At 73.4% G+C, this 21,171-nt stretch carries 23 protein-coding genes and 1 pseudogene; 12 read left to right on the plus strand and 12 right to left on the minus strand.

Annotated elements, in window-relative coordinates; all coding sequences use genetic code 11:
- Positions 1 to 16: 16 nt before the first annotated feature.
- Complete coding sequence (locus AC07EG_RS11975; protein ID WP_478253051.1) at positions 17 to 1,366, plus strand: MFS transporter; 1,350 nt, start codon at positions 17 to 19, stop codon at positions 1,364 to 1,366.
- Positions 1,367 to 1,373: 7 nt separating this feature from the next.
- Here AC07EG_RS11975 and AC07EG_RS11980 read toward each other — a convergent pair whose 3' ends face one another.
- Positions 1,374 to 1,760 (minus strand): MerR family transcriptional regulator, encoded by a 387-nt coding sequence (locus AC07EG_RS11980; RefSeq protein WP_478253052.1) that lies wholly within the window; start codon positions 1,758 to 1,760, stop codon positions 1,374 to 1,376.
- Positions 1,761 to 1,819: 59 nt separating this feature from the next.
- Here AC07EG_RS11980 and AC07EG_RS11985 point away from each other — a divergent pair, with 59 nt between their 5' ends.
- The gene (locus tag AC07EG_RS11985) at positions 1,820 to 3,211 is read left to right on the plus strand and encodes an MFS transporter (protein ID WP_478253053.1); all 1,392 of its coding nucleotides are present in this window, start codon (positions 1,820 to 1,822) and stop codon (positions 3,209 to 3,211) included.
- Here the strand turns inward: AC07EG_RS11985 and AC07EG_RS11990 are convergent.
- From AC07EG_RS11990 to AC07EG_RS12005, 4 genes are all read right to left on the minus strand, one after another.
- Positions 3,141 to 3,713 carry a GreA/GreB family elongation factor gene (locus AC07EG_RS11990; protein ID WP_478253054.1) on the minus strand — a complete coding sequence of 191 codons (573 nt, stop codon included), beginning with the start codon at positions 3,711 to 3,713 and terminating at the stop codon, positions 3,141 to 3,143. The two genes, AC07EG_RS11985 and AC07EG_RS11990, sit on opposite strands and share 71 nt — an antisense overlap.
- Positions 3,714 to 3,718: 5 nt before the next feature.
- Positions 3,719 to 4,966 carry an NAD(P)/FAD-dependent oxidoreductase gene (locus AC07EG_RS11995; RefSeq protein ID WP_478253055.1) on the minus strand — a complete coding sequence of 416 codons (1,248 nt, stop codon included), beginning with the start codon at positions 4,964 to 4,966 and terminating at the stop codon, positions 3,719 to 3,721.
- A 76-nt stretch (positions 4,967 to 5,042) separates the two neighbouring features.
- Positions 5,043 to 6,599 (minus strand): PucR family transcriptional regulator, encoded by a 1,557-nt coding sequence (locus AC07EG_RS12000; RefSeq protein WP_478253056.1) that lies wholly within the window; start codon positions 6,597 to 6,599, stop codon positions 5,043 to 5,045.
- 52 nt (positions 6,600 to 6,651) lie between these two features.
- A complete protein-coding gene (locus tag AC07EG_RS12005) occupies positions 6,652 to 7,110 on the minus strand; it encodes a GNAT family N-acetyltransferase (protein WP_478253057.1) in 459 nt (152 codons plus the stop codon).
- Positions 7,111 to 7,229: 119 nt separating this feature from the next.
- Between AC07EG_RS12005 and AC07EG_RS12010 the strand changes: the two genes are divergently transcribed.
- A complete protein-coding gene (locus AC07EG_RS12010) occupies positions 7,230 to 8,420 on the plus strand; it encodes a sialidase family protein (RefSeq protein WP_478253058.1) in 1,191 nt (396 codons plus the stop codon).
- Between the two features lie 462 nt (positions 8,421 to 8,882).
- On the opposite strand, the gene AC07EG_RS12015 is transcribed toward AC07EG_RS12010, so the two are convergent.
- Together AC07EG_RS12015 and AC07EG_RS12020 are read right to left on the minus strand one after the other, a co-directional pair.
- Positions 8,883 to 10,256: an acyl-CoA dehydrogenase family protein gene (locus tag AC07EG_RS12015; RefSeq protein WP_478253059.1), complete on the minus strand. Its 1,374-nt coding sequence runs from the start codon at positions 10,254 to 10,256 to the stop codon at positions 8,883 to 8,885.
- A pseudogene (locus AC07EG_RS12020) lies at positions 10,253 to 11,128 on the minus strand (BNR-4 repeat-containing protein); the annotation flags it as partial. The gene AC07EG_RS12015 and the pseudogene AC07EG_RS12020, both read right to left, overlap by 4 nt.
- A gap of 134 nt (positions 11,129 to 11,262) precedes the next feature.
- On the opposite strand from AC07EG_RS12020, the gene AC07EG_RS12025 reads away from it, so the two are divergent.
- Entirely contained in the window at positions 11,263 to 11,475 is a 213-nt protein-coding gene (locus tag AC07EG_RS12025) for a hypothetical protein (protein ID WP_478253060.1), read from the plus strand.
- A 6-nt stretch (positions 11,476 to 11,481) separates the two neighbouring features.
- On the opposite strand, the gene AC07EG_RS12030 is transcribed toward AC07EG_RS12025, so the two are convergent.
- A complete protein-coding gene (locus tag AC07EG_RS12030) occupies positions 11,482 to 12,567 on the minus strand; it encodes a hypothetical protein (RefSeq protein WP_478253061.1) in 1,086 nt (361 codons plus the stop codon).
- The gene (locus AC07EG_RS12035; RefSeq protein WP_478253062.1) at positions 12,560 to 13,681 is read right to left on the minus strand and encodes a sensor histidine kinase; all 1,122 of its coding nucleotides are present in this window, start codon (positions 13,679 to 13,681) and stop codon (positions 12,560 to 12,562) included. Before AC07EG_RS12035 ends, AC07EG_RS12030 begins: the two co-directional genes overlap by 8 nt.
- Positions 13,682 to 13,711: 30 nt before the next feature.
- Here AC07EG_RS12035 and AC07EG_RS12040 point away from each other — a divergent pair, with 30 nt between their 5' ends.
- The 7 genes from AC07EG_RS12040 to AC07EG_RS12070 all read left to right on the plus strand — a co-directional run bounded on the left by AC07EG_RS12040 (position 13,712) and on the right by AC07EG_RS12070 (position 17,879).
- A complete protein-coding gene (locus tag AC07EG_RS12040) occupies positions 13,712 to 14,071 on the plus strand; it encodes a nuclear transport factor 2 family protein (RefSeq protein WP_478253063.1) in 360 nt (119 codons plus the stop codon).
- Positions 14,072 to 14,115: 44 nt separating this feature from the next.
- Positions 14,116 to 14,334 carry a hypothetical protein gene (locus tag AC07EG_RS12045; protein WP_478253064.1) on the plus strand — a complete coding sequence of 73 codons (219 nt, stop codon included), beginning with the start codon at positions 14,116 to 14,118 and terminating at the stop codon, positions 14,332 to 14,334.
- A gap of 138 nt (positions 14,335 to 14,472) precedes the next feature.
- Positions 14,473 to 15,939 carry an amidase gene (locus AC07EG_RS12050; protein ID WP_478253065.1) on the plus strand — a complete coding sequence of 489 codons (1,467 nt, stop codon included), beginning with the start codon at positions 14,473 to 14,475 and terminating at the stop codon, positions 15,937 to 15,939.
- Positions 15,940 to 16,019: 80 nt separating this feature from the next.
- Positions 16,020 to 16,256: a hypothetical protein gene (locus AC07EG_RS12055; protein ID WP_478253066.1), complete on the plus strand. Its 237-nt coding sequence runs from the start codon at positions 16,020 to 16,022 to the stop codon at positions 16,254 to 16,256.
- Positions 16,257 to 16,284: 28 nt separating this feature from the next.
- Positions 16,285 to 16,506: an SbtR family transcriptional regulator gene (locus AC07EG_RS12060; protein ID WP_478253067.1), complete on the plus strand. Its 222-nt coding sequence runs from the start codon at positions 16,285 to 16,287 to the stop codon at positions 16,504 to 16,506.
- A 30-nt stretch (positions 16,507 to 16,536) separates the two neighbouring features.
- Entirely contained in the window at positions 16,537 to 17,100 is a 564-nt protein-coding gene (locus AC07EG_RS12065; protein WP_478253068.1) for a TetR/AcrR family transcriptional regulator, read from the plus strand.
- A gap of 38 nt (positions 17,101 to 17,138) precedes the next feature.
- Positions 17,139 to 17,879, plus strand: coding sequence for an imine reductase family protein (locus AC07EG_RS12070; RefSeq protein ID WP_478253069.1), 741 nt, complete (start codon positions 17,139 to 17,141; stop codon positions 17,877 to 17,879).
- Between the two features lie 102 nt (positions 17,880 to 17,981).
- Here the strand turns inward: AC07EG_RS12070 and AC07EG_RS12075 are convergent, their stop codons facing one another.
- Genes AC07EG_RS12075 through AC07EG_RS12085 form a run of 3 tightly spaced genes read right to left on the minus strand, consistent with a single transcriptional unit; the run spans position 17,982 to position 20,485 of the window.
- The gene (locus tag AC07EG_RS12075; RefSeq protein ID WP_478253070.1) at positions 17,982 to 18,407 is read right to left on the minus strand and encodes an ATP-binding protein; all 426 of its coding nucleotides are present in this window, start codon (positions 18,405 to 18,407) and stop codon (positions 17,982 to 17,984) included.
- 6 nt (positions 18,408 to 18,413) lie between these two features.
- The gene (locus AC07EG_RS12080; RefSeq protein ID WP_478253071.1) at positions 18,414 to 20,096 is read right to left on the minus strand and encodes a PP2C family protein-serine/threonine phosphatase; all 1,683 of its coding nucleotides are present in this window, start codon (positions 20,094 to 20,096) and stop codon (positions 18,414 to 18,416) included.
- A complete protein-coding gene (locus AC07EG_RS12085) occupies positions 20,093 to 20,485 on the minus strand; it encodes an STAS domain-containing protein (RefSeq protein WP_478253072.1) in 393 nt (130 codons plus the stop codon). The genes AC07EG_RS12080 and AC07EG_RS12085 overlap by 4 nt, the downstream gene beginning before the upstream one ends.
- A gap of 226 nt (positions 20,486 to 20,711) precedes the next feature.
- On the opposite strand from AC07EG_RS12085, the gene AC07EG_RS12090 reads away from it, so the two are divergent.
- Positions 20,712 to 21,171 (plus strand): poly(ethylene terephthalate) hydrolase family protein (locus tag AC07EG_RS12090; protein WP_478253073.1); only part of this gene is annotated, 460 nt, incomplete at its 3' end.

Raw genomic sequence — 21,171 nt, forward strand, 5'->3', positions numbered from 1 at the left:
GTTATCGTGCCGAAGCATGGGACTCGCCGCGAACCGCGACTACCGGCACCTGTTCGCCGCCCAGGTGGTGGCCCTGTTCGGCACCGGGCTGGCCACCGTCGCGCTCGGGCTGCTCGCCTACGAACTGGCGGGGGAGCGGGCGGGGGCGGTGCTGGGCACGGCGCTGGTGCTCAAGATGGGCACCTACGTGACGGTCGCGCCGCTCGCCGGTGCGTTCGCCGACCGGCTGCCCCGCCGCGGCCTGCTGGTCGGGCTGGACCTGGTGCGGGCGGCGGTGGTGCCGCTGCTGCCGTTCGTCACCGAGGTCTGGCAGGTCTACGTGCTGGTCTTCGTGCTGCAAGCGGCGTCGGCGGCGTTCACGCCGACCTTCCAGGCGGTGCTGCCCGACCTCCTGCCCGACGAGAAGCAGTACACCCGCGCGTTGTCGGCGTCGTCGCTGGCGTCGAGCATGGAGACGCTGCTGAGCCCGGTGCTGGCCGCCGCCCTGCTCGGCGTGGTCAGCTTCCACTGGCTGTTCAGCGGCACCACCGCCGGGTTCCTGGCGTCGGCGCTGCTCGTGGTGACCGCCGGGGTGCCTCGGGCGAAGCCGAGTGCGCGTGCCGGGGTGCTGGACCGCATCGCGGCGGGCACCCGGATCTTCCTCGCCACGCCGAGGTTGCGGGCGGTGCTGGCCCTGGACCTCGCGGTGGCCGGGGCGGGTGCCGTGGTCATGGTCAACACGGTCAACTACGTCCACGACGCGCTGGGCCTGGCCGATGCCGAGGTGGCGGTGCTGCTGGCCGCCAACGGCGCCGGGACCGTCGTCGTCGCGCTCGCGCTGCCGAAGCTGCTGGACCGCATCCCCGAGCGCACGGTGATGACCACCGGCGCGGTGGTGCTGTGCGCCGGGGCGGGTGGTGCGCTTGGACTGTCTCTTGTGGACTCCGGCGGCTGGCGGTGGCCGGCCGCGCTGGCCGTCTGGGCGGTGCTGGGAGCCGGGGTGGCGCTGGTGCTCACGCCGGTGGGCCGGGTGCTGCGGCGGTCCGCCGCCGAGCCGGACCGGCCGGCGGTCTTCGCCGCGCAGTTCTCGCTCTCCCACGCCTGCTGGCTGCTGAGCTACCCGATCGCGGGCTGGGGGGTCACCGCCGCCGGCTTCACCACCGGCTGGCTCGTGCTCGGCCTGCTCACCGCCGGCGGCACGGTCGCCGCGGTGGTGCTGTGGCCGCGGCACGACCCGGAAGTGCTGGTCCACGTGCACTTCGCGTTACCGGAGGACGACGAACACCTCATCGGCGCGGAACCGGCGGGCGGCGGTGGCCGGCGGCACGCCCACCCCTACACCATCGACGCCCGGCACCCCCGCTGGCCGCGGGCGCGGTGGTCCTGAAAACCCCTCAGCCGAGCAGCCGGGCGGCGGCGTGCTCCACCGACGGCGGCGCGGTGGCGATCACCTGGTCCAGGGTGTGGCGGGCGGTGCTCAGCTCGGCGATCGCGGCGCTGATCCTGGCGCGTTCCCGGTGCAGGTCCACCAGCAGTTCCGGGCAGTCGGCGATCAGCTGCCCGTCCGCGGAACCCAGGCAGGGCAGCAGATCGGCGATCGTGGTGGTGGACAGGCCGGCGGCGAGCAGGTTGCGGATGTGCCCGACGGTGGTGACGTCGTCCTCGGCGTACACGCGATAACCGCTGGGGAGCCGCTCCGGCCGCAGCAGGCCCTGCTCCTCGTAGTACCGCAACAGGCGCTGGCTGACCCCGGTCCTGCGTTCCAGTTCGCTGATGCGCACGGCCCCTCCGGAAATTCGCGCTTGACTCTCACACCCGTGTGAGACTTTAGCGTCGCGGTATGCCCGATTCACCACTTCGAACCGCCGCGGGACCACGCGAATGGCTCGGCCTCGCCGTGCTCGTGCTGCCGACCGCCTTGCTGTCCATGGACGCCACGGTGCTCTACCTGGCGCTGCCCAGCCTCGCCGCCGACCTGGCCCCGACTCCCGGCCAGCTGCTCTGGATCTCCGACGCCTACGGCTTCCTGATCGCCGGGTGCCTGGTCACCATGGGCACGCTCGGCGACCGCATCGGGCGGCGCCGCCTCCTGCTGATCGGCGCGGCGGCCTTCCTGCTCGTCTCGGTGCTGGCGGCCTACGCCCCGTCGGCCGAACTGCTCATCCTCGCCCGCGGTCTGCTCGGTGTCGCCGGTGCCACGCTGATGCCGTCCACGCTGGCGTTGCTCGGCGGCATGTTCGGCGATCCGCGGCAGCGCGGGATCGCGATCGGGCTGTGGTCCGCGGGCCTGTCCGGCGGGGTGGCGCTGGGACCGGTGGCCGGTGGGCTGCTGCTCGAACGGTTCTGGTGGGGCTCGGTGTTCCTGCTCGCCGTGCCGGTGATGGTGCTGCTGCTGGTCAGCGGCCCGATCCTGCTGCCGGAGCACCGCGCCACCGACCCCGGACGGCTGGACCCGGTGAGCGTGCTGCTGTCCCTGGCGGCCGTGCTGCCGATCGTCTACGGCATCAAGCACCTCGCCGAGGGCGGCTCGGTCCTGCCGGGCGGACTCGCGCTGCTGCTCGGTTCCGGTGCCGGGACGGTGTTCCTGCGACGGCAGCGGAGGCTGAGCCCGCCGCTGGTCGACCTCCGGTTGTTCGCCGTCCGGCCGTTCCGCAACGCGCTGCTGGTGCTGCTCGGCGCGCTCGCCTGCGTCGCCGGGAGCTACCTGTTCGCCGCGCTGTACCTCCAGCAGGAAGCCGGGTTGTCGCCGTTCGGGGCCGGGTTGTGGCTGTTGCCCTCCGCGGTGGCGATGATCCTGACCTCGGTCGCGGCCCCGGCGCTGGCCCGGTGGATCCCGGTGCCCCGCCTGCTCGCGGGCTCACTGGTGGTCTCCGCGCTCGGGTTCGCCGTGCTGGTCTGGACCACGGGGATCGCCTCGCTGGTCGCCGGGCTCGTGCTGGTCTACCTCGGCTCGGGGCCGGTGATGGCGCTGAGCACGGACACGCTGGTCGGCGCCGCGCCGCCGGAGCGGGCGGGTGCGGCGTCGGCGTTGTCGGAGACCAGCGTCGAGTTCGGGCTCGCGCTCGGGGTGGCGGTGCTCGGCAGCGTCGGCACGTTCGTCCAGCGCGGGCACGGGTTCACCGCCGGGTTCGCCGTGGTCGCGGCGATCGGCGTGGTGGTGCTCACCGGCCTCGCGGTGCTGGTGTCCCGACAGCCCGGTGGTGGCCGTACGGCACCGCGTTCAGCAGCGTGACGTGGAACGTGCGGCCGCTGGGCGCCTGGTAGGCGCGCTGCTCCCCGGGCCGCGCGCCGACCAGCGCGGCGCCGAGCGGGGACTCCGGCGAGATGACCTCGAGGTCCTCGTCCCCGGCGGCACGCGTGCCCAGCAGGAAGGTCTCGGTGTCGGTGCCGGTGAAGCGGACGGTGAGCACCATGCCCGGCTCGGCCACCCCGTCGTCCGGGGGATCCTCGCCCACCACGGCGTGGGTGAGCAGGTCCTGCAGTTCCCGGACGCGGTGCCGGTGCCGCAGCCCGGCCGGATCGTCCAGCTCGTCACCGGGACCGGCGGTGAGCAGGGCGGCCAGCTCCGCGCGCAACTGCTCGTGGGCGTGCGGGGTCAGCCAAGCGGTTCTGGTCATCATCGCTTTCTCCTCGAGGGCGCGGAATTCGGTGGCGAGGCGCAGCAGCATGTCCCGTTCGACGCGCAGCAGCGCGTTTTCCGAGCGCAGCCACGCCAGTTCGGCTTCGGTGTCCATGCCGGTCAGCGCAGGGGGTCGAACGCGCGCAACGGTTCCGGCTGCTTGCCGGTGGTGATCCGCTCGGCCAGCAGCCGTCCGGTGGCCGGGCCGTGCGCCAGCCCCCACATGCCGTGGCCGCCCGCCACGTAGACCCCCGGCACCCGCACCGCGCCGATCAGCGGACGCCCGTCCGGGGTGATCGGGCGCGGCCCGACCCACTGGTCTTGCCGCTCCTCCCAGCGCACCCCGTCGAGCAGCGGCCGGACGGAGGCGGTGATCGCTTCGACCCTGGCGGGCACGGCGGGGTCGTCCGGCCCGCGGAACTCCATCGTGCCCGCGACGCGCAACGCCCCGCGGTACGGCGTGCAGGCGACCCGGGCGCCGGGCAGGTAGATCGGCCCGGGCACCGGGCGGTCCACCGGCACGGTGAACGAATAACCGCGTCCCGCGCGCACCGGGACCCGCACCCCCCAGCGGGTGGCCAGCCGGGACAGCCAGGCACCGGTGGCCACCACGGCCACGTCGGCGTCCGCGACCGCGCCACCGCGGCCGTGCACGGTGACCCGCCCGCCGCCGGACCGCACGTCGGCCACCTCGAAGGTGCGCAGGGTGGCGCCGCGAGCGAGCACCGACCGGGACAGCGCGTGCACGAAGCCGCCGGGGTCGAGGTAGCGCTGGCCGTCGATGCGCACGGCGGCGGTCAGCGCGGGGGAAGCCAGCGGAACGTGCTCGCGCAGCTCCTCCCGGCCGAACGCGACGTGCTCGACCACCTGACCGGCGTCGGCCATCCGCCGCAGCTCGCGCAGCAGGCCGGTCGCTTGCCGCGGGTTCTCGAAGGCGGCGGTGATCGGGGCGTCGAGCACCGGTGCCGTCACCCCGTTGTCGGTGAGCACCTGGTACGCCTCGAGGCACTCGTCGTTCAGCGGCCGGTTCGCCTGGACCGCCCGGGCCCAGGACGGCCACCGGCAGTTCAGCGCGAACCGGGCCAGGAACGACCACAGCCCCGGATCGGCCGACAGCGGGATGCGCAGCGGCGCCGCCGGGCTCAGCAGGGCGCGCAGGCCGTAGCGCAGCACGGAAGGTTCGTTCAGCGGGATGGTGAGCCCGGGTGACACCCAGCCGGCGTTGCCCCAGGACGCGCCCGCGGCCACCCCGGTCCGGTCGACCACGGTGACCTCGACCCCGCGTTCCTGGAGGAACCACGCGGCCGACAAACCGACGATGCCCGCGCCGATGACCACCGCCGTCCGCGGTCCGCCGTCGATGCCCAAGACCCACCTCCACTCGGCGCCCAGTGCTGCCGGAACCAGCATCTCCCGGGCGGGGCGGGGTGGCCTTGTCCGATTCCTACAATCCGGGCCGGTCTCCTTGGCCGATCTCGACAGTGGCCAGATCGATCATCATGGCCAGCCGCTTGCGCGGGTCGTCCAGGGCGAGTGCGGCGACCTCCGCCATCCTGCGCAGCCGGTAGCGGACGGTGTTCTGGTGCACCCCGAGGCGGTCGCCGGCTTCGGCGAGGTCACCCTGCGCCTCCAGCCACGCCCGCAGCGTCGGCAGGTACTGCGTGGCGTGGGCGGTGTCGTGGCGGCGCAGTTCGGCCACCGGGCCGCGTGCCGGGGTCCGGCCCGCACTGGCCGCCGCGCGCAGCCGCTGGAGCAGGATGTCGTGCCACGACTCGTCGTAGGCGGGCGGCGGCGTGCCGGGTGGCCGGGTTTCGTGCAGCGCCAGGCATTCGTCGGCTTCCTGGCGGCTGGCGGGCAGTTCGGCGGCCACCGCGGCCCCGCCGATCCCGGCGGTCAGCACCACCTGGCCGGGCAGCGCGTCCCGCAGCCGGGCCACCCAGCCGCGTGCCGTCGTCGCCGGGTCACCGGGCAGCACGGTGTAGAGCGTGTTGCCGTCCAGTGCGCTGCGGCCGGGCCGTGACCAGCCGAAACCGGTGGTCGCGCGCTCGAAGGCGAGCAGCAGCGCGGCGTGCCGCTCGGCGCCGAGGTGCGCGCGCACCGCGAGCACCCGCAGCGCACCGGGTGGCAGGCCGAGCCTGCTGACCACGGTGGTGGCGTCCGCGGTGCCTTCGAGCAGGCCGATCACCAGGTCGGATTCGACCTGGCGCTCCAGGTCGGCGCTGGCCCGCGACCGCAGCAGGTGCAGCGCCACCGTGCGCGCCCCGTCCGCGAGCGCGGTGCGCCGCCCGCCGGTCAGCGGGCTGCCGCAGGTCACCCACACCGCGCCGAGCAGTTCCCGGCCCGCCCGCACCGCGACCACCATGCGCCCGGTGAGCCCGTGCTCCGGCTCGGGTTCGACGAACAACGGCTCGTCCTCCGCGGCGAGGTGGGCGAACACACCGCGCTCGTCGAACAACCGCAGCACCGCCTCCGGCGCCTGCCGCCCGAGGATGGTGTCCAGGCGGGCCGGGTCGGTGCCCTGCTGCGACCGCGAGTAGGCCAGCACCCGGGAGAGCCGGTCCTCGATGGTCACCGCGCCGCCGACCGCCGCGGCCAGGCTGTCGGCCAGCGCGAACAGGTCGGTCGGGCCGCGCCCGGATTCGGTCTCGCGGCCTTCCAGCACCAGTCCGTAGACCACCCCGGCGAGCTGGCTCCAGGACACCGCGGGGTCGACCACGAGCACCGCGATCCCGGCCGCCTCACCGGCCGCGGCCGCTCCGGCGTCGCCATCGGGGTCGCCGTGCACCAGCACCACCCGCACGCGGGCCGCCACCGCCCAGTCCACCGCTTCGGCGGCCGACCGCGCGCCGACCGCGAGGAACACGTCGCCACCCCCGGCGGCGGCGTCGCCGTCCTCCCGCAGCACCACGCTCCGCAACCGCACCGACCGGGGCACCGGGCAGCACACCAGGCGCACCCCGTAGCCGCCCAGCACGTTCACCAGCCGATCCAGCCCGACCATCCGCTCGCCTCCGCGTCGTCCGAAGCTGACAGCTTAGGTTCGCGGCGGCTGCCTAGCGGCCGCGGCGGTCCACGCGTGCCCAGGGCCAGTCGGTGGCGAGCCAGTCCGCGACGGCGTCGGCGAGCGGGGCGTCGAGATCCGCCCGGTCGGCACGCACCCAGGACTGCACGGTGACGTCCCAGTCCGGGGAGGCGGCGGGGTAGAGGTAGACGCAGCCGATGACGTCGTTGTCCTCCGGATCGAGCACGGTGAAGGTGAAACCCCTGCCGCGCCGGAAGTCGTCGGCGTGGCGGCGGAGGTCGGCGAGGTTCCGCTCCGGGGTCATGCCGTCGGGCGGGGGCCAGTCGCCGTCGGGGTAGCCGGGGGTGGCGCGGATGTGCTCGATGCTCGAGGACCAGGCGGCGTGGTCGGCCCGGTTGTGCTGCGGCCCGAGTGGTTCGAGGCGGAACCGGCTGGTGGTCAACGAGGTCGGTGGCTGGAAGCCGGTGGGCACGAACTCCGCCGCGGTCACGACCGGGAGCTTACCGAACTGGTCGGCTCTTGACGGTGGCCACACCGGCTCCTAGATTACCGACATCCGACATGGGACGTCCCATGTCCGACCTCTACCGGCCCCAACGAGGAGGCCCAGTGCGATCGCGTTCGAAGCTTGCCGCGTCCCTGCTCACCGCCGCGGTGCTTTGCCTGCCGCAGGCACCCCGGGCGGCAGCCGCCCCGGTGCACCACGGCGGGTGCACGTCCTCGGTGCCGTTCGTCTCGGGCACGGAGGGCTACCACACCTTCCGCATCCCGGCGCTCGTGCGCGCCGCCAACGGTTCCCTGCTCGCCTTCGCCGAAGGACGCGTCGAGTCGGCGGGTGACTCCGGTGCGATCGAGGTGGTCTCCCGGTCCTCCGCCGACGGTGGCTGCACCTGGGGCCCGCTGACCGTGGTCTCCACCAACGGCGACGCCACCGCGGGCAACCCGGCGCCGGTGCTGACCCGCGGCGGTGAACTGGTCCTGCTCACCACGCGCAACGGCCGGGTGTCCGAAGCGGAGATCATGGCGGGCAAGGTGTCCGAACAGGACACCAGGCGCGTGTTCGTCCAGCGCAGCAAGGACAACGGCAAGAGCTGGTCCGCGGCCACCGAGATCACCGCGGCCACCAAGCAGCCGGACTGGCGCTGGTACGCCACCGGCCCCGGGCACGCCATCGTGCTGCGGCACGGCCCGCACGCGGGCCGGATCGTGGTGCCCGCCAACCACTCCAGCGCACCACCCGCCGGCTCGCCCGACGCCGGCACGGAGGCCAAGTACTACGGCGGCCACGCCATCTACAGCGACGACGACGGGCGGACCTGGCACCTCGGTTTCCGCGACACCCGCACCGACGGCGTGGTGGCGGCCAACGAAACCACCGTGGCCGAACTCCCGGGCGGCACGCTGTACTTCTCCAGCCGCAACCAGGGTTCCGCGCCGGAGCACCGGCTCGGCGCGTGGAGCGTGGACGGCGGGGAAAGCCTGGTCGCGCCGTACCAGGTCGAGGAAACGCTGAGCGGGCCCGTGGTGCAGGGCAGCGTGCTGCAAACGGTCGTGCCGGGCGTGCTGCTGTTCTCCGGTCCGGCCGATCCCGCCAAGCGGCGGCTGATGCAACTGCGGATCAGCTTCGACGGCGGGCGGAACTGGCGGCCCGGCCTCACCGTGACCACCGATCCCGCTGCCTATTCGGATCTGGTGCAGGCTGATCCGGTGACGATCGGGCTGCTGTACGAGACCGGCGTGGCCAAGTCCAGTGAAACCCTGACGTTCCAGCGCATCCCGCTGTGGCGGATTTCCGGCTGAACAGCACCGTGGTCGCCGGCGGCGTCATCCAGGAAGCCACCTCCGCCGGTCGAGCTCGGTGCGCGCGGCCCCGCAGCACCGCCCAGCCGCGGTTTGCCGAGCAGTGCGGCGGGAACGAGCAGCCCGTGCTCGGCGGCCGGGGCCAGGGCGCGCTGCCACGGGCCGTGTTCGTCGAGCAGGCCGGTGGCGGGGAAGCCGGGCACCGCCGTGGTTCCGGGTGCGGTCAGCCGTATTTTCCGTCCACTGTGGACCCCAAGGTGGTGTTGACGGCCAGTGCGCTGGCCAACTCGGGGGGAGGGGGTGCGCGCCACCGAACGGGCGAGCGCCTCCGAGGGCCGGTTCGCCCGTGGCGCGGGCGGGGGCGATTTCCGGGTGGCCTGGTGATCCCGGACCGGAGTGAGCTGGAGTTCTCCTCGGCGAAGTGGACTCCTCGTCGAGCAGCTCACCGGGATCCCCGGGTGTTCACCGCACCAGGTCGAGGAATTCCCAGTGCGCTTCCGGCTGGGCACCGCTGAGCCACTTCCCGCAGTTCTGCAGTACCACCGGACCCGAGGTGATGTGCTGGGTACCGGTGCCGAGATCACGCAGGAACCGGTCGATCGGCCCGCGCCGGATGGCCGCCGTGCCCGCCCACCGGTGCACCACCTGCCCGAGGTCCTGCCCGGTCCACGTCGCGTGGTTGAGCGCCAGCCGGATCAGCGTGTCCTGCTCGGTGCTGAGCGGTTCGCCCGCGTCCAGGGTGTCTTCGACGTCGCGCCACACCTGCGTCGCCCAGGCCCGGGTGGCGCGGAGCTTCGCCTCGGCGCTCGCGTACTCGGCGTGGAACTGCGCGGTGTCGACGGCGGCGTTGCGCGTGCCGGTCTTGGCCGCGGCGACCAGTTTCAGCTCGTCGAGCAGCCGGCGCCCCACGCCGAGCGCCCAGGCGGTGTGCCCGATCGCGGACAGGTTCACCAGACCGGCGCGGTAGACGGCACCACCGTTGGCCGGTTCCCTGGTGGCCGCGGCATAGGTGTGCGTCGCCGGGACGTAGACCTCGGCGCAGTGGTAGTCGACGCTGTTCGTCGCCCGCAGCCCGGACACGTCCCAGTTGCCGGCCAGCACCACCTGCGACTTCGGCATCGCCAGCACCCGCAGCTCCCCGGTGCCCTCGACCTGGATCGCGCTGTGGATGTGGGTGGCCAGCGACATCCCGGTGGCGAACTGCCAGCTCCCGCTCACCAGGTAGCCGCCGGCCACCGGGACGGCCCGGCCGGGCCGGGTGCCGTGCCCGGCCAGCAACGCGTGCTCCCCATCCGCGACGGCGGGGAACAACTCGGCCGCCGCGACCGCACCGAGGTAGGCCGCGGTCGTGCCGGTGACCATCTGCAGCGACATCATCGTCCACCCGGCCGAGGCGTCGTGGTAGCTGACCCGCTCGTGGATCGCGATCAACTGCCGCGGGGAGAACTCGTGACCACCCAGGTCGCCCGGCAACCCGGCACGGACGATGCCCGCGTCCAGCAACGCCCGCGCCGTGTCGTCGGTGAGCCTGCCGAGTTCCTCCGCCGCGTCGGCAGTCGACTCGATGCTGCCGCCGAGTGCGTCGATCCGTTCGAGCAGCGCCGGGAACTCGTCGCTGACGTGCAGCCGGGCCGAAGTCGCCATGGCGGGGTACTCCTTGTCGTCGGCGGGGTGCCGGGCTGGTGCGGCCTCCAGCATGCCCTGCGCGCCGCCGATCGCGGTGAGGTTCGCCGCCGGGTAGGTGCTGACGCAGGCGGAGAGCCCGGCGTCCTGGCGGCACACCGGATCGTGCTGCTTGGGCAGGGCAGTCGTCCGCAGCGGCACCGGCCGGTTCAACGCCCACCCCTGACCGCGGTACCACCCGGGCGACCGCGACGCATCGCACTCGGGAGTACGGTGAGCTGGTGCCGGACCTGAGCCTGGTCGGGGAGTTGGCCCGCCGGCTCGACCTGGCCGGTGGGCGGACCTCTCATCACCCCGAGAAGGCGATGCTGCTCATCTCGGCGTGGCGGGGTGAACGGCTGCAGCCGCCGGTTCGGCTGGCCGTGGACGAGAAGGCACTCGGGCGGCACCTGCTCCTCCTGCACGACGACGCCGCCACCCTGTGGCCGGGCGCCGATCGGCGGGCCGGCGCGTTCAACCTGCTCTGCGTGCACCTCGAGGAAACCGTGCTCACCCGGAAACCCGGACAGGCCGAACTGTTCCTCGATCCGGTCAGCCGCATGCCGGAATGGCACGCGCGAACGGCATGACCAGGTGGGTGTGGTCGTCGCGGTCGAAAAACGACGCGGGTCCGGCCGGGTGGCGTAGCTGGTGGCGCACCGGGTGAACCGGCCGGGCACGTAGCTGATCGCCGCGTGCGGCGCCCCCGTGTGGTCGACGGCCTGGCTTTCCTGGTTCACCAGGCCGTGGTCGGGGCCGAGCGGGCCGACCACCAGCTCCGGCGACACCGCGACGGGCGAACCGCCGGTGGGCCGGCGCCAGGTGCGGCCCTGGTCGTCGCTGTAGACGTGACCGGTGTCGTGGTCGGTCAGCCCGCCCGGGGCGCACCGCACCCCGGAAATTTCCTCGCGCCAGGTGAACGCGGCGTGCAGCCCGCCGCCCCGGTCGCAGGTCAGGCCGTGCCGGTACAGGTTGCGGGTCGTGCTGGTCACCCCGTTCGGCGCGGTCCACGGGCCGGTGGCCGAGGACCAGCGGCCCAGCTTGCGCCACGCCGTGCCGTCGTGCTCGGCGAGTTCGGCGGTGCCGGAGCGGCCGGTGCGGTAGCGGGTGCCGAGACCAGGCCCGCCTCGGACCCGGGCTCGAGAGGAACCACGAGCGGCCGGACCTCGTGCTCGAGCGGATGTCGGACGGGACCGCCCGGTACACCGCGCACACCTACGACGTGAAAACCGGCGATGCCGGGATCACCGCCAAGTGGGAACGCCAGGTCGAACGCGATGCACGCGGCCTGTTCCAGCCCGAGGAACTCCGGCCGTCCGCCGCGGACCGCGCGAAGCCGGCTGAACTGGGCAAGCAGATCGCGGCCCAGGCCAACGGACGGCGGCGACCCTGACCGCGGCTAGGCCGGACCGCCGGACCAATGGGCTTCCACCCAGTACCGGCCGCCGGATTCGCGGCGGGTGACGGTGACGCCCGCCGAAGACCGGGCGGATTCCGGCGGCGGGGCGTCGATGACCACACTGACCGTCACGGCATCGGCCGCGCCCAGCACGGTCACCCTGGCCTGGCCGCCGCTGGCGGCGAGGCAGGCCAGCACCGGCTCGGTCAGCGCCCGGCGGACCCGCACGGGCAGCGCCGGGCGCTCACCCCAGGTGCCGAGGAACACCCGGACCCCCCGGCGTTCGGCCACGTCCGCGCAGGCCCGCAGTTCGTGCAGCAGCGAATCCTCGACGTCGTCGTTCTCGGCGAACAGCCGCCGCATCCGGGCGGCCTCTACCGCGTAGGCCGTCCGGTCGGTCACCGGAGCACCGGCGGCCAGCCCGGCCAGCAGCGGAACCGTGGTGGTGGTCAGGTCCGCGAACCGCAGCCGCCGGTCGCGGTGCAGTTGTTCGGCCACCGCCTCGGCGGTGTGCGCCCGCTCCTCCTGCTCGGCGGCCGCCGACGCCACCTGCGCCAGCCGGCGCACCGCGGCGGTCGCCACCGCGACGGTGAGCTGGCAGCCCAGCACCAGCACGGTGATCATCGCCAGGTCGACCAGCGTCTCCCGGTCACCGTCGCCGGTGAGCACCAGCCTGCCGAAGCTGAACACCTGGTGCGCCGCCAGGGCGAGCAGCACCGCCGGTGGGCTGCGGTCGGCGAGCAGCAACAGGCACAGCCAGCCGATCGTGCCGTTGGACCACTCCGTCGCGGTCCCCACGTACTCCGCAGGCACGGCGGAAACCGCGGTGGCCGAGGCGCCGAACACCGCGGCGAGCGCCGGCCAGCGCCAGCGGCCCAGCGGGCGGTCGCGCCAGACGCGGACGCCGGCGAAAGCCGTGACGAGCACCAGCACCGCGAACGCCACCACCTCGGCCGCGAAGGACCGGTAGGCCGCCGCGTTCGCCAGCAGCAGCGGGAGGTCGAGCGCGAAGAGGAAGATCAGGGTGATCAGCAGGGTGGCCAGGCGGAGCACGCGGAACAGCTGGGCGACGGTGGCTTCAGCCATGCGGCCACTCCAGGTGGACCCGGGTGCCCCGGCCGGGAGCCGTGGTGACGGTCGCGAGCCCGCCGACGCGGGTCATCCGCTCCACGACCGAAGCGGCCAGGCCACGGCGATGCGGGGAAACCGTCGCCGGGTCGAACCCCCGTCCGCTGTCGGCGACTTCGAGGCGCACGACGTCGTCAGCGTGGGAAAGCGTGATCCGGGCGGAGGTCACCCCGGCGTGGCGGGCGACGTTCTCCAGCGCTTCACCCGCCGACCGGCACAGGGCGACCGCGGGCCCGGCGGGCAGCGGGAGCGGGCCGGGGGCGGCGAGGTCCACGGTGATCCGGCTCCGCCCAGCCAGTTCGCCGATGAGCTCGGTCAGGTCGAGGCGGCCGTCCGGGACGCCGAGCCGGCCGGAGAGCACCTCCAGGTCCCTGGCGGCGCGTTCGGCCAGCCACGGTTCGCGGCCGGTGACCATGCCGGTGCCGACGGCCAGCATGGTCGCCGCCACGGTGTCGTGCATGGCGGCGAGGTGTTCCCGTTCGTCGGCGCGGCGGGCCGCGGCGACCTCGGTGGCCCGGCGGGCGCGGGCACCGGCGGCCGTGGCGCGGTCCACCGCGCGGCCCGCCCGCACCACCAGCACCCGCAGGCCGCGGGACAACGCGGCTTCGGCGAGGATCCACGCGCAGAGCGGGAGCAGGCCGGGCCAGCGATCCGGATCCGCGACGGCCGTGCCGGTCAGGTAGGCGGCGAGCAGCACGACGGTGAGCACCGCTCCGGGGACCGGGGCGCAGAGCCACTGGTGGCACACCACGGTGATGGACACCGCGACGACCACCCAGCTGGTGCGGTCGTGCGAAAGGACCGCCGGGTCGATCCACCGGGCGGCGAGGCAGACCGCGGCGATGACGGCGGTGTCGGCGACCAGCACCCGTGCCGCCCGCGGCCGGTAGAACGCGCTCCAGAGCGCGAGCACGGCGACCACCGGCGCGGACCGCTCGACCGGCGTGGTGAACAGGGTCAGCGAAGCGGCCAGCAGCAGCACCGCGGTCCGGACCAGCACCGCGTACCGCCGCCCGGTGCGGTCGATCTCGCGTTCGGCCGGGCCACCCGCGACGGGTCGTTCGACCGGCACCGCACCTCCACCGCCGTATCCTGTCCGCCCATGACGAACCGGTTCGTTTCCCAGGTCTTCGAAACAGTCGATTCCGGCGATGCTGCCACCTTCGCCGGGTTCTTCGGCGAGCAGGGGCGCATGGTGTTCGCCAACGGGGAGCCGATGGTCGGTCCCGCCCGGATCGAGGCCGGGGTGCGGGCGTTCTTCGGCACCATCAAGGCGCTGCGGCACACGGTGGTGCGCGAGTGGTGCCAGGGGCCGGACACCATCGTGGAACTGACGGTGGAGTACGACCGGCTGGACGGCCGGACCGTGACGATCCCCGCGGTGACCATCTGGCACGTCGACGCCGCCAACCGGATCGACGACTACCGGGTCTACTTCGACGTCGCCCCGATCTACGCCTGAATGTGCGATGATCATCAACGTTTCGACCGGGAGGAAGGACACCAGTGAAGCGCTTTCTGACGATCGCGGCCACAGCGGGCATGTTGCTGGCCGGCGCGGGCACCGCGGCCGCGCAGGACCCGTACGCCAAGTTCCCCACCGAGTCCGCTTGCCGGACCGCGGGCTTCCAGTACGTGCTGTCCGGCAAGGCATACCGGTACGACTGCACCGGCCCCCACGCCGGCAGCTCGGCGAGCCAGAAGTGGTGGCTCTACCTCATCTGAGCCGGGATCGCGCTCGGCCGCCGAGGTCGGCGCCGGAGTGCCCGGCGCCGACCTCGGCGGCCACGGTGCGCCCGCGTTCCGCCCGTTGCGCGATCCGGGATTTTATGTCCTTTGTGGAGTCCCGTTAGCGTCGGCTCCATGGAGTGGAGCTATCGATCAGCCGGAGAACTCGTCACCGCGTTGCGCGCCGGGGAGGTGACCTCGGCGGAACTGACCGACGAGGCCATCGCCCGGATCGAGCGCGAGGACGGGGTGCTCAACGCGGTCTGCGTGCCGGACTTCGACCGGGCGCGGGTCGCCGCGCGCCGTGCCGACCAGGCCCGTGCGCGTGGTGAGGACCGGCCGCTGCTCGGCGTCCCGGTGACGGTCAAGGAGTCGTACGACGTCGCCGGGCTGCCCACCACCTGGGGCCTGCCGCAGCACCGGGACCACCTGCCCGCCGAGGACGCGGTGCAGGTGTCGCGGCTCAAGGCCGCGGGCGCGGTGGTGCTCGGCAAGACCAATGTGCCGCTGGGATTGCAGGACATCCAGAGCTTCAACGACATCTACGGCACCACCGCCAACCCGTGGGAGCACGGCCGCACGGCGGGCGGGTCCTCCGGCGGGTCGGCGGCGGCACTGGCAGCCGGGTTCGGCGCGCTGTCCATCGGCTCCGACCTCGCCGGCTCGCTGCGCACCCCCGCCCACTTCTGCGGGATCCACGCGCACAAGCCGACGCTCGGCCTGGTGGCCACCCGCGGCATGACACCGCCGTCCGAGCCGGTCCTGCCCGTCGAGCACGACCTCGCCGTGGCCGGTCCGATGGCACGCACCGCCCGCGACCTCACGCTGCTGCTCGACGTCATGGTCGGACCGGATCCGCTGACGCTCGGCGTGGCGCACCGCTTGGCCCTGCCACCCGCCCGCCACGAGCGGTTGAGCGACTTCCGGGTGCTGGTCCTCGACGAGCACCCGCTCATCGCGACCGGCGCCGCCGTGCGGGCGGGCGTGAACCGGGTGGCCGACGCACTGGCCGACGGTGGTGCCCGCGTCGAACGGCGCAGCCCGTTGCTGCCCGACCTGGCCGAAGCCGCGACGCTCTACCTGCAGTTGCTGATTTCGGGGGCCGTGGCGCGGTTTCCCACGGATCCGCTCGAACGGTTGCGCATCCGCGTCGCCGGGCTGAGCGCGGACGACCGGAGCCTTGACGCGGTGCGGTTGCGCGCCATGGTGTTCAGCCACCGCGACTGGCTCGAGGCGAACCACCGCCGCGAACTCCACCGCCACCGCTGGCGGCGGTTCTTCGCCGAGTTCGACGCCGTGGTGTGCCCGATCACCCCGACGCCGGCGTTCCCGCACGACCACCGCCCCGATCCGCTGGACCGGCGCATCGACATCGACGGCGTCGAGTACCCCTACTTCGACCAGCTGGTCTGGGCGGGCCTGGCCACCATGCCCGGTTTGCCCGCCACCGCCGTTCCCACCGGCCGGTCCGCCGAGGGCCTGCCGGTCGGCGTGCAGCTCGTCGGCCCGATGTTCGAAGACCGCACCCCGCTGCGGCTGGCCGAACTGCTCGAACGGGGAATCGGCGGGTTCCAGGTGCCGAGCCGGTTCACCGGTGGGTAGCCGCGCACGAACGCGTCAGTCCACTGTGGCCGTTCCGCCGGAGCAACGCGGACGAATCGTGGGTGGTTCAAGCATCCGGCGTGACCCGTGAACGCGGACGAGCGTGTATCGGCCGCGGTGGGCGCACTTACCCCGCTGTTGCCCGGCGGCATTTCCCCACCCGCGCGGCGCTGTTCGAGGCGGTCGTCGCCGGCCGCGTCGAGCGGTTCGCCGAACGGGCACGCGAGCTGTCGGCGGACGGCACCCCGCCGGGGGAGGCGTTCCGCGGCTACTTCGCGCATCTGGCCGGCGAAATCGCGCTCAACCAGGCGCTGTGAAGCGCTCGACGGCGGTGCCGCGATCGCGGTGCCCGGTGAGCTGCGGCGCGACTTCGTCCAGGAGTTCGGCGCCCTGCTCTCGCGGGCGAAGGACGCCGGTGCGGTGAGGCCCGACGTCGAGGTCGCCGACGTGCTGGACCTGCTCATCGGCACGGCGGTGGCCGACCGCCGGGCCCGGCTGCGCGCCGGTTCGAACCAGGCGATCGCGGTGGTGCTCGACGGCCTGCGCCCTGGTGCGCGGTCCGCCTAGGACGCGCTTCGCCCGCCGTACCATGCGGCCATGACGGCGACCCGGATGCCCAAGGCCGAACGGCGGCGGTTCCTGCTCCAGCGCGCGTTCGAACTCAGCGGGGAGCAGGGCACCGCCGCGCTCACGCTGGTGAGCCTCGCCGAGCGCGCCGGGGTGTCCCGGCCGGTGGTCTACGAGCACTTCGGCACCCGTGAAGGGCTGCTGATGGCGATGTACGCGGACTTCGACCAGCGGCTCGCCGGGCGGTTGCGGACCGCGCTGGCGGCGGCGGGCGGCTCGCTGGAAGCGGTCGCGCGCGTGCTGAGCACCACCTACATCGAGACGGTGGCCGCGGAGGGAGCGGGCTGCGCCGAGGTGGGCGCCGCGCTGGCCGCCACCGAGGAGACCAGGAACTTCCGCGACGAATCGCAGGCGGTGTACCTGCGGGAGTTCGAGGCGGCGTTCCGGCCGTACGCCGAACCGGGCCGGGCTCAGCTCATCGCCGTCCACAGCGCGGTCGACGGACTGGCCACGGCGGTGGCGGCCGACCGGATTTCCCGTGCCCAAGCCGTTTCCGCCGCGGTCGCCGTGGTCGTGGGCGTGTTCGCGGGATAACCTACATTTTGTAACTTACATCGTGTAGGTTATTCGGCATGGACATCGTCATCGGTACCAATCCCCGCGCCGACGCCCTGCGGGCGGCGCTGGCGACCACCCGCGGTGAGCACGACCTCGTGCTGGTGTGCGCCGACGACTACACCGCCGCCGAGGCCGCGCTCGCCGGGCAGCCCGCGGGGCGGGACGTGGTCAACCTGACCTCCGGCACCCGGGAGCAGGCGGCCCGGCTCGCCGCCCGCGGCCGGTACCTCGACGGGGCGCTGATGGCCCACCCCGAACACGTGGGCGACCCGGCGACGGTGATCGTCTACAGTGGATCCGCCGAGGTCTTCGAACGCCACCGCGAGCGGCTCACCGCCTTCGGCCGGGCGGTCTACCTGGGACCGGATCCCGGGACCGCCGCCCTCTACGACCTCGCGCTGCTCAACCTGGCGTGGGCCACGCTCACCGGGTTCATCCAGACCGCCGCCCTGCTCGGCACCGCGGGCATCCGGGCGGCGGAGGTGTCGCCGCTGATCACCGGCTGGCTGGCGGGGACGGTGGCCGAGGTGATCACCGACTACGCCGGGCAACTCGACGAAGGCCACTACCCCGGCGACGGCGAATGGCTCGAACTCGACGCCCCGCTGATGGACCACCTCGCCGCCACCACCCGGGAACTGGGCCTCGACGACAGCCTGGTGAGCACCGTGCGCACCCTGACCCGCCGGGCCGTCGAGGCGGGGCACGGGCAGCACAGCTTCGCCAGCTTGGTCGAGGTCATCCGGGGGACCTGAAGACACTGAAGACACTGAAGACACTGAAGACCGCCGCGGTGCGCATCGGCCGGAGGCGGGCGACGCGGGGAATGGTGGGTGGTACGACGCTTCGGCGGGGGACTACGCCCCGGGCAGCGGCCAGGTCATGGTGACCGTGGTGCCCGCGTCGCCGCGGACCACCCGGCTGTGCTCGGCCAGGGTGCCGATCAACTTCAGGCCGCGGCCGCGCCAGCTGGGTTCGGCCCGGGGTGGCCGCCAGGTGCCGTAGTCGGTGACGGTCACGGTGACCGCGTCTTGGCCGTGGTGGGCGTATAGGTCGATCACGCCGCTCACGCCGTCGGAGTAGGCGTGCTCGGCGGAGTTGGCGAGGGCTTCGTAGGCCGCGAGGACCAGGTCTTCCCGTTGCTCCGGTGGCAGGCCGATGCCCGCGGACCAGGTGTTGAGCACCCCGCGCAGACCGGCGATGTGCTCGGCGGTGGCCTCGACGCGGTGCCGCAGCTCGTGCGGTTGCGCGGTCACGTCCTCGGGGGATGGGTCGACCGTCATGGTGTTTCAGCGCTCCTGGTGGACATGGAGGAGGGCGATGTCGTCGTCGTGGTGGCCGCCGGTGAGGTCCGCGATGAGCGCGTCGCAGGCGGCACCGGTGTCCGCGCTCACCCGTACGGTGGCCAGTGCGCCCAGCAGGCGGGCGATCCCCGCGTCGAGGTCCGGGGTGCCGCTTTCGACCAGCCCGTCGGTGTAGAGGACGAGGTCGGCGCCCGGCGGGAACGCGCCCCGGCGCTGGGGGAACTCGCGGCCCAGCCCGAGCGGCTGGGCCAGCGCCTCGCCGATCTGCTCCGGCTCGCCGTCCGGGTGGACCAGCACGGCGGGCAGGTGACCGGCGTTGGCGTAGGTGAGGCTGTCGTCGGCCGGGTCGTGCACGGCGTAGAAGCAGGTGACGAACTTCGCTTCGGAGATGCTCTCGGTCAGGTGCGACACGTTGCGCAGCAGTTCCGAGGGGGAGAGCTCCAGCAGGGCGTAGGAGCGGATCGCGGTGCGGACCTGGCCCATCACCGCGGCGGCGGTGACCCCGTGCCCGACCACGTCCCCGACGACGAACGCGGTGCGGCCCGCGCTGAGTTCGATCACGTCGAACCAGTCGCCGCCGACCTTCATCCCGCTGGCGGCGGGCAGGTACCGGGTGACGATCCGCAGGCCCGGTATTTCGGGCACGACCGGCAGCATGCTGCGGACGAGTTCGGCGGCCAGGTTGCGCTCGCGGTCGAACAGGCGGGCGTTGTCCAGCGCGATCGCCGCGTATCCGGCGATCCCTTCGGCCAGGAACTGGTGCCGCTCGCTGAACCGCCCGGTCTCGGGGTGGGCGAAGAAGAAGCCGCCGAGGACCTCGCCGGTGGTCGGGCTGACCGCGGAGACGGCGAGGTAGCTGCGGACCGGCAGGTGCCCTTCGGGCATGCCGAAGTGGGGCGCGTTGTGGCCGAACCGGGGATCGGCGGTGATGTCGTCGCTGCGCACCGTGCCCGCGCCGTCGAAGGTCGGGGCGAACACGTCGGTGTTGCGCGGCATGGGGAAGCGGTGGAACGCCGCACGGGGCACCCCGGAGAGCGTGTACAGCGTGTACGACTCGCCGTACTGGTCGATGAGGTTGTAGAAGAAGGCGCCGAACGCCGCGCCCGTCGCTTCGGTGGCGGCGTCGGTGGCGTCCTGGACGAGGCGATCGATGTCCAGCTGTGCGGTCAGCCGCGTGCCCACCGTGTGCAGCGTCTCGACCAGCTTCGCCTCGGTCTGCAAGCCGCGCACGGTCCCGGTGAGGTCGCCGCCGGTGGTGAACTCGCCCAGCCGGAGGCCGGCGGCCACCCCGGCCAGGCGCCGCGGACCGCGGGTGGCCAGCGCCGGACCACCGAGCGCCACCACGCAGAGCAGCTCACCCGTGGACAGGCGGGTGGCGAGGGCGAGCGCGCACCCGTCCGGGCTTTCGCGGCCCAGCACGCCGGCGTCCAGCTCGAACACTTCGACCTGCGCGGTCCCGGCCTCGGCCCACCGGCCGGTGACTTCCCGGGTGAGCCGTACGAGGTCCGTGGAGTCCGTGGAGTGGCCGGAGGAGGGTTCGGCGGGCGCGAGCACGTCGCCGGCCCGTGCGGTGTAGATCCGCACCGCGTGCGCGAGCGGCTGATCGCGGTCGTCGGTCAGCGAAGCCAGCAGCGCACGCACGATCGCGTCGGGAACCTCGGTGGTCATCGGCCGGTGATCGCGGCGGGCACGCTCGGGTACACGGCCAGTTCGTCGGTCAGCCGGGTCATCTCCAGCGGCCGCCGGGTGACCCGGTCGGCGGCCACCACCCGGACCTCGGTGGGTTCGGCCCGCTGCCGGTGCGCCTTGACCAGCACCGCCATGCCCGACGAGGCGAGGAAGTCCACCGCGGTCAGGTCCAGCACGAGCACCGCCGGGCGCAGGCGCGCCGCCCGGTCCACCAGCTGCTCGACCTTCGGCGCCAGCGCCAGGTCCAGCGCACCGGTGACGCGCAGCAGCAGCACCGACTCGTCGTGGCGCTCGAGGACGGCGGTACCGGTGGAGGCCTCGACTCTGCTCAGCGCCTGGTCGCCGCGCACCGGCTCAGCTTCACCCATGTGGTCATCCTGCCTGATCGGTCAGGTGCTCGCCCAGTGGCACACCGGCGCCCGCGTCGCCCCGGCGGCCGGTGAGCACCTCCCCCGGAGGTGGGGAGCGGGTTTCGAAACAACGTTGCGGTGTGTCCAAATGGCCGTACCGACTGGTAGGTTCGGCCTACCCGCTCGGGTGTCCTGGGCCACAGTCGATCCAGGTTTGTCACGAACGTCCTGAAGGAGCACTTTCGTGCGCAGACGACTCACCGGTGCCGCGCTCGCCCTCGCGCTGGGTGCCGCCGTTTTCACCACCCCCGCCGCCGGTGCCGCCGAAAACCCCTACGAACGCGGACCCGCCCCCACCGAGGCGAGCATCGAAGCCGCCACCGGTCCCTTCGCCACCGCCACCAGCACGGTCTCCAGCCTGGTTTCCGGCTTCGGCGGTGGCACCATCTACTACCCGACCAGCACCAGCGAGGGCACCTACGGCGCGCTCGCCATCTCGCCGGGTTACACCGCGACCCAGTCCAGCATCTCCTGGATGGGCCGCCGGCTGGCCTCGCAGGGGTTCGTGGTCATCACCATCGACACCAACAGCCGTTACGACCAGCCCGCCAGCCGCGGTGACCAGTTGCTGGCCGCGCTGGACTACCTGACCGAGCAGAGCCCGAGCACCGTCCGCAGCAAGATCGACCCGTCCCGGCTGGCCG

The sequence above is a fragment of the Amycolatopsis sp. NPDC045836 genome (assembly GCF_056431745.1).

Bases quoted from the DNA above. Each gene is read 5' to 3' on its own strand.
- AC07EG_RS11975 (WP_478253051.1), top strand. From the start codon at position 17: ATGGGACTCGCCGCGAACCGCGACTACCGGCACCTGTTCGCCGCCCAG.
- AC07EG_RS11985 (WP_478253053.1), top strand. From the start codon at position 1,820: ATGCCCGATTCACCACTTCGAACCGCCGCGGGACCACGCGAATGGCTC.
- AC07EG_RS11990 (WP_478253054.1), bottom strand. From the start codon at position 3,713: ATGGACACCGAAGCCGAACTGGCGTGGCTGCGCTCGGAAAACGCGCTG.
- AC07EG_RS12000 (WP_478253056.1), bottom strand. From the start codon at position 6,599: ATGGTCGGGCTGGATCGGCTGGTGAACGTGCTGGGCGGCTACGGGGTG.
- AC07EG_RS12025 (WP_478253060.1), top strand. From the start codon at position 11,263: ATGTCGGACGGGACCGCCCGGTACACCGCGCACACCTACGACGTGAAA.
- AC07EG_RS12030 (WP_478253061.1), bottom strand. From the start codon at position 12,567: ATGGCTGAAGCCACCGTCGCCCAGCTGTTCCGCGTGCTCCGCCTGGCC.
- AC07EG_RS12040 (WP_478253063.1), top strand. From the start codon at position 13,712: ATGACGAACCGGTTCGTTTCCCAGGTCTTCGAAACAGTCGATTCCGGC.
- AC07EG_RS12050 (WP_478253065.1), top strand. From the start codon at position 14,473: ATGGAGTGGAGCTATCGATCAGCCGGAGAACTCGTCACCGCGTTGCGC.
- AC07EG_RS12065 (WP_478253068.1), top strand. From the start codon at position 16,537: ATGACGGCGACCCGGATGCCCAAGGCCGAACGGCGGCGGTTCCTGCTC.
- AC07EG_RS12070 (WP_478253069.1), top strand. From the start codon at position 17,139: ATGGACATCGTCATCGGTACCAATCCCCGCGCCGACGCCCTGCGGGCG.
- AC07EG_RS12075 (WP_478253070.1), bottom strand. From the start codon at position 18,407: ATGACGGTCGACCCATCCCCCGAGGACGTGACCGCGCAACCGCACGAG.
- AC07EG_RS12080 (WP_478253071.1), bottom strand. From the start codon at position 20,096: ATGACCACCGAGGTTCCCGACGCGATCGTGCGTGCGCTGCTGGCTTCG.
- AC07EG_RS12085 (WP_478253072.1), bottom strand. From the start codon at position 20,485: ATGGGTGAAGCTGAGCCGGTGCGCGGCGACCAGGCGCTGAGCAGAGTC.